Origin of the sequence: Acinetobacter sp. YH12108, assembly GCF_013419055.1 — a bacterium.
Taxonomy (GTDB): Bacteria; Pseudomonadota; Gammaproteobacteria; order Pseudomonadales; family Moraxellaceae; genus Acinetobacter.
On record NZ_VPAW01000051.1, the window covers coordinates 1 to 3403 of the forward strand.

The 3403-nt window shown below is 51.7% G+C and carries 4 protein-coding genes and 2 pseudogenes; 3 read left to right on the forward strand and 3 right to left on the reverse strand.

Going from position 1 to position 3403, the window contains the following annotated elements:
• A pseudogene (locus tag FTU46_RS16895) lies at positions 1-151 on the forward strand (IS91 family transposase); the annotation flags it as partial.
• Positions 152-179: 28 nt separating this feature from the next.
• On the opposite strand, the gene FTU46_RS16470 reads toward FTU46_RS16895, so the two are convergent.
• On the reverse strand, positions 180-884 hold the full coding sequence (locus FTU46_RS16470; protein ID WP_001067856.1) for an IS6-like element IS26 family transposase: 705 nt from the start codon (positions 882-884) through the stop codon (positions 180-182).
• A 129-nt stretch (positions 885-1013) separates the two neighbouring features.
• On the opposite strand from FTU46_RS16470, the gene FTU46_RS16475 reads away from it, so the two are divergent.
• Entirely contained in the window at positions 1014-1829 is an 816-nt protein-coding gene (locus FTU46_RS16475; RefSeq protein WP_000018326.1) for an aminoglycoside O-phosphotransferase APH(3')-Ia, read from the forward strand.
• 153 nt (positions 1830-1982) lie between these two features.
• On the opposite strand, the gene FTU46_RS16480 is transcribed toward FTU46_RS16475, so the two are convergent.
• Both FTU46_RS16480 and FTU46_RS16485 read right to left on the reverse strand, forming a co-directional pair.
• Positions 1983-2162, reverse strand: coding sequence for a hypothetical protein (locus FTU46_RS16480; RefSeq protein ID WP_000902128.1), 180 nt, complete (start codon positions 2160-2162; stop codon positions 1983-1985).
• A gap of 91 nt (positions 2163-2253) precedes the next feature.
• On the reverse strand, positions 2254-2958 hold the full coding sequence (locus tag FTU46_RS16485) for an IS6-like element IS26 family transposase (protein WP_001067856.1): 705 nt from the start codon (positions 2956-2958) through the stop codon (positions 2254-2256).
• 50 nt (positions 2959-3008) lie between these two features.
• Between FTU46_RS16485 and FTU46_RS16490 the strand changes: the two are divergent.
• Positions 3009-3403: pseudogene (locus tag FTU46_RS16490) on the forward strand (transposase); the annotation flags it as partial.

The following is a 3403-nucleotide window of genomic DNA, read 5'->3' on the forward strand; positions in this document are numbered from 1 at the left end:
CTCAGCGCGTTTCCGCTGGGTCAAGGCGCCGACCAGCCCAGAGCTCACCCAGCTGACGCACACCATCGCCCACCGGGTGGGTCGCTATCTGGAACGGCAAGGCCTGCTGGAACGGGATGTCGAAAACGGCACTGTTGCAAAGTTAGCGATGAGGCAGCCTTTTGTCTTATTCAAAGGCCTTACGTTTCAAAAACTCTGCTTACCAGGCGCATTTCGCCCAGGGGATCACCATAATAAAATGCTGAGGCCTGGCCTTTGCGTAGTGCACGCATCACCTCAATACCTTTGATGGTGGCGTAAGCCGTCTTCATGGATTTAAATCCCAGCGTGGCGCCGATTATCCGTTTCAGTTTGCCATGATCGCATTCAATCACGTTGTTCCGGTACTTAATCTGTCGGTGTTCAACGTCAGACGGGCACCGGCCTTCGCGTTTGAGCAGAGCAAGCGCGCGACCATAGGCGGGCGCTTTATCCGTGTTGATGAATCGCGGGATCTGCCACTTCTTCACGTTGTTGAGGATTTTACCCAGAAACCGGTATGCAGCTTTGCTGTTACGACGGGAGGAGAGATAAAAATCGACAGTGCGGCCCCGGCTGTCGACGGCCCGGTACAGATACGCCCAGCGGCCATTGACCTTCACGTAGGTTTCATCCATGTGCCACGGGCAAAGATCGGAAGGGTTACGCCAGTACCAGCGCAGCCGTTTTTCCATTTCAGGCGCATAACGCTGAACCCAGCGGTAAATCGTGGAGTGATCGACATTCACTCCGCGTTCAGCCAGCATCTCCTGCAGCTCACGGTAACTGATGCCGTATTTGCAGTACCAGCGTACGGCCCACAGAATGATGTCACGCTGAAAATGCCGGCCTTTGAATGGGTTCATGTGCAGCTCCATCAGCAAAAGGGGATGATAAGTTTATCACCACCGACTATTTGCAACAGTGCCGATAAAAATATATCATCATGAACAATAAAACTGTCTGCTTACATAAACAGTAATACAAGGGGTGTTATGAGCCATATTCAACGGGAAACGTCTTGCTCGAGGCCGCGATTAAATTCCAACCTGGATGCTGATTTATATGGGTATAGATGGGCTCGCGATAATGTCGGGCAATCAGGTGCGACAATCTATCGATTGTATGGGAAGCCCAATGCGCCAGAGTTGTTTCTGAAACATGGCAAAGGTAGCGTTGCCAATGATGTTACAGATGAGATGGTCAGACTAAACTGGCTGACGGCATTTATGCCTCTTCCGACCATCAAGCATTTTATCCGTACTCCTGATGATGCATGGTTACTCACCACTGCGATCCCCGGGAAAACAGCATTCCAGGTATTAGAAGAATATCCTGATTCAGGTGAAAATATTGTTGATGCGCTGGCAGTGTTCCTGCGCCGGTTGCATTCGATTCCTGTTTGTAATTGTCCTTTTAACAGCGATCGCGTATTTCGTCTCGCTCAGGCGCAATCACGAATGAATAACGGTTTGGTTGATGCTAGTGATTTTGATGACGAGCGTAATGGCTGGCCTGTTGAACAAGTCTGGAAAGAAATGCATAAGCTTTTGCCATTCTCACCGGATTCAGTCGTCACTCATGGTGATTTCTCACTTGATAACCTTATTTTTGACGAGGGGAAATTAATAGGTTGTATTGATGTTGGACGAGTCGGAATCGCAGACCGATACCAGGATCTTGCCATCCTATGGAACTGCCTCGGTGAGTTTTCTCCTTCATTACAGAAACGGCTTTTTCAAAAATATGGTATTGATAATCCTGATATGAATAAATTGCAGTTTCATTTGATGCTCGATGAGTTTTTCTGATAGTTAGTCTTTGTAGAGACACAAACCTGAAATTCCGGACACCGCGCTTCAGGACATCTCCCTGGACGCCGATATCTGGCAGTATCCGGACGGTACTATCGAACGCCGGGCCAACGGTACTACCCTGCCCTTTATGACTGACGACCGGCTATCTCACCCACGCACTTCTCCCTGAAATTTAGCATCGTCGCGGTTAATGTCGAAAATTTGCCACCTGACGTGGTTGGCATCGAGGGTGAAAACTGCCGTGGCGAGGGTGTTCTCCTCATCCGGATCGTCGGCAGCCAGCCGGTATTCACCGGCATCAATTTTCAGATTGATATCGTGCAGCACCTGGGTGGTGCCGAAATGTTTAGCGACCGCGCTAAATTCGGCACTGTTGCAAAGTTAGCGATGAGGCAGCCTTTTGTCTTATTCAAAGGCCTTACGTTTCAAAAACTCTGCTTACCAGGCGCATTTCGCCCAGGGGATCACCATAATAAAATGCTGAGGCCTGGCCTTTGCGTAGTGCACGCATCACCTCAATACCTTTGATGGTGGCGTAAGCCGTCTTCATGGATTTAAATCCCAGCGTGGCGCCGATTATCCGTTTCAGTTTGCCATGATCGCATTCAATCACGTTGTTCCGGTACTTAATCTGTCGGTGTTCAACGTCAGACGGGCACCGGCCTTCGCGTTTGAGCAGAGCAAGCGCGCGACCATAGGCGGGCGCTTTATCCGTGTTGATGAATCGCGGGATCTGCCACTTCTTCACGTTGTTGAGGATTTTACCCAGAAACCGGTATGCAGCTTTGCTGTTACGACGGGAGGAGAGATAAAAATCGACAGTGCGGCCCCGGCTGTCGACGGCCCGGTACAGATACGCCCAGCGGCCATTGACCTTCACGTAGGTTTCATCCATGTGCCACGGGCAAAGATCGGAAGGGTTACGCCAGTACCAGCGCAGCCGTTTTTCCATTTCAGGCGCATAACGCTGAACCCAGCGGTAAATCGTGGAGTGATCGACATTCACTCCGCGTTCAGCCAGCATCTCCTGCAGCTCACGGTAACTGATGCCGTATTTGCAGTACCAGCGTACGGCCCACAGAATGATGTCACGCTGAAAATGCCGGCCTTTGAATGGGTTCATGTGCAGCTCCATCAGCAAAAGGGGATGATAAGTTTATCACCACCGACTATTTGCAACAGTGCCTCGAAAACAGCTATCTGGCCTCGGATGCGGTGGATGACGACCCGATGACACCCCTGCTGGGGCACTCGATCACTTACCGTATCGCTGTCGGTTCACAGGCGGGGCGAAAGGTGTTCACTTTGCAAACTCTGCCGACCAGTGGTGATCCGTTCGGTGACGGGATTGGCAAGGTAGCCGGGTCCAGCCTGCACGCCGGCGTGGCGGCCAGGGCCGATGAACGCAAGAAGCTCGAACGGCTGTGCCGGTACATCAGCCGCCCGGCGGTATCCGAGAAGCGGCTGTCGTTAACACGAGGCGGCAACGTGCGCTACCAGCTCAAGACGCCGTACCGGGACGGCACCACGCACGTCATTTTCGAACCATTGGATTTCATTGCAAGGCT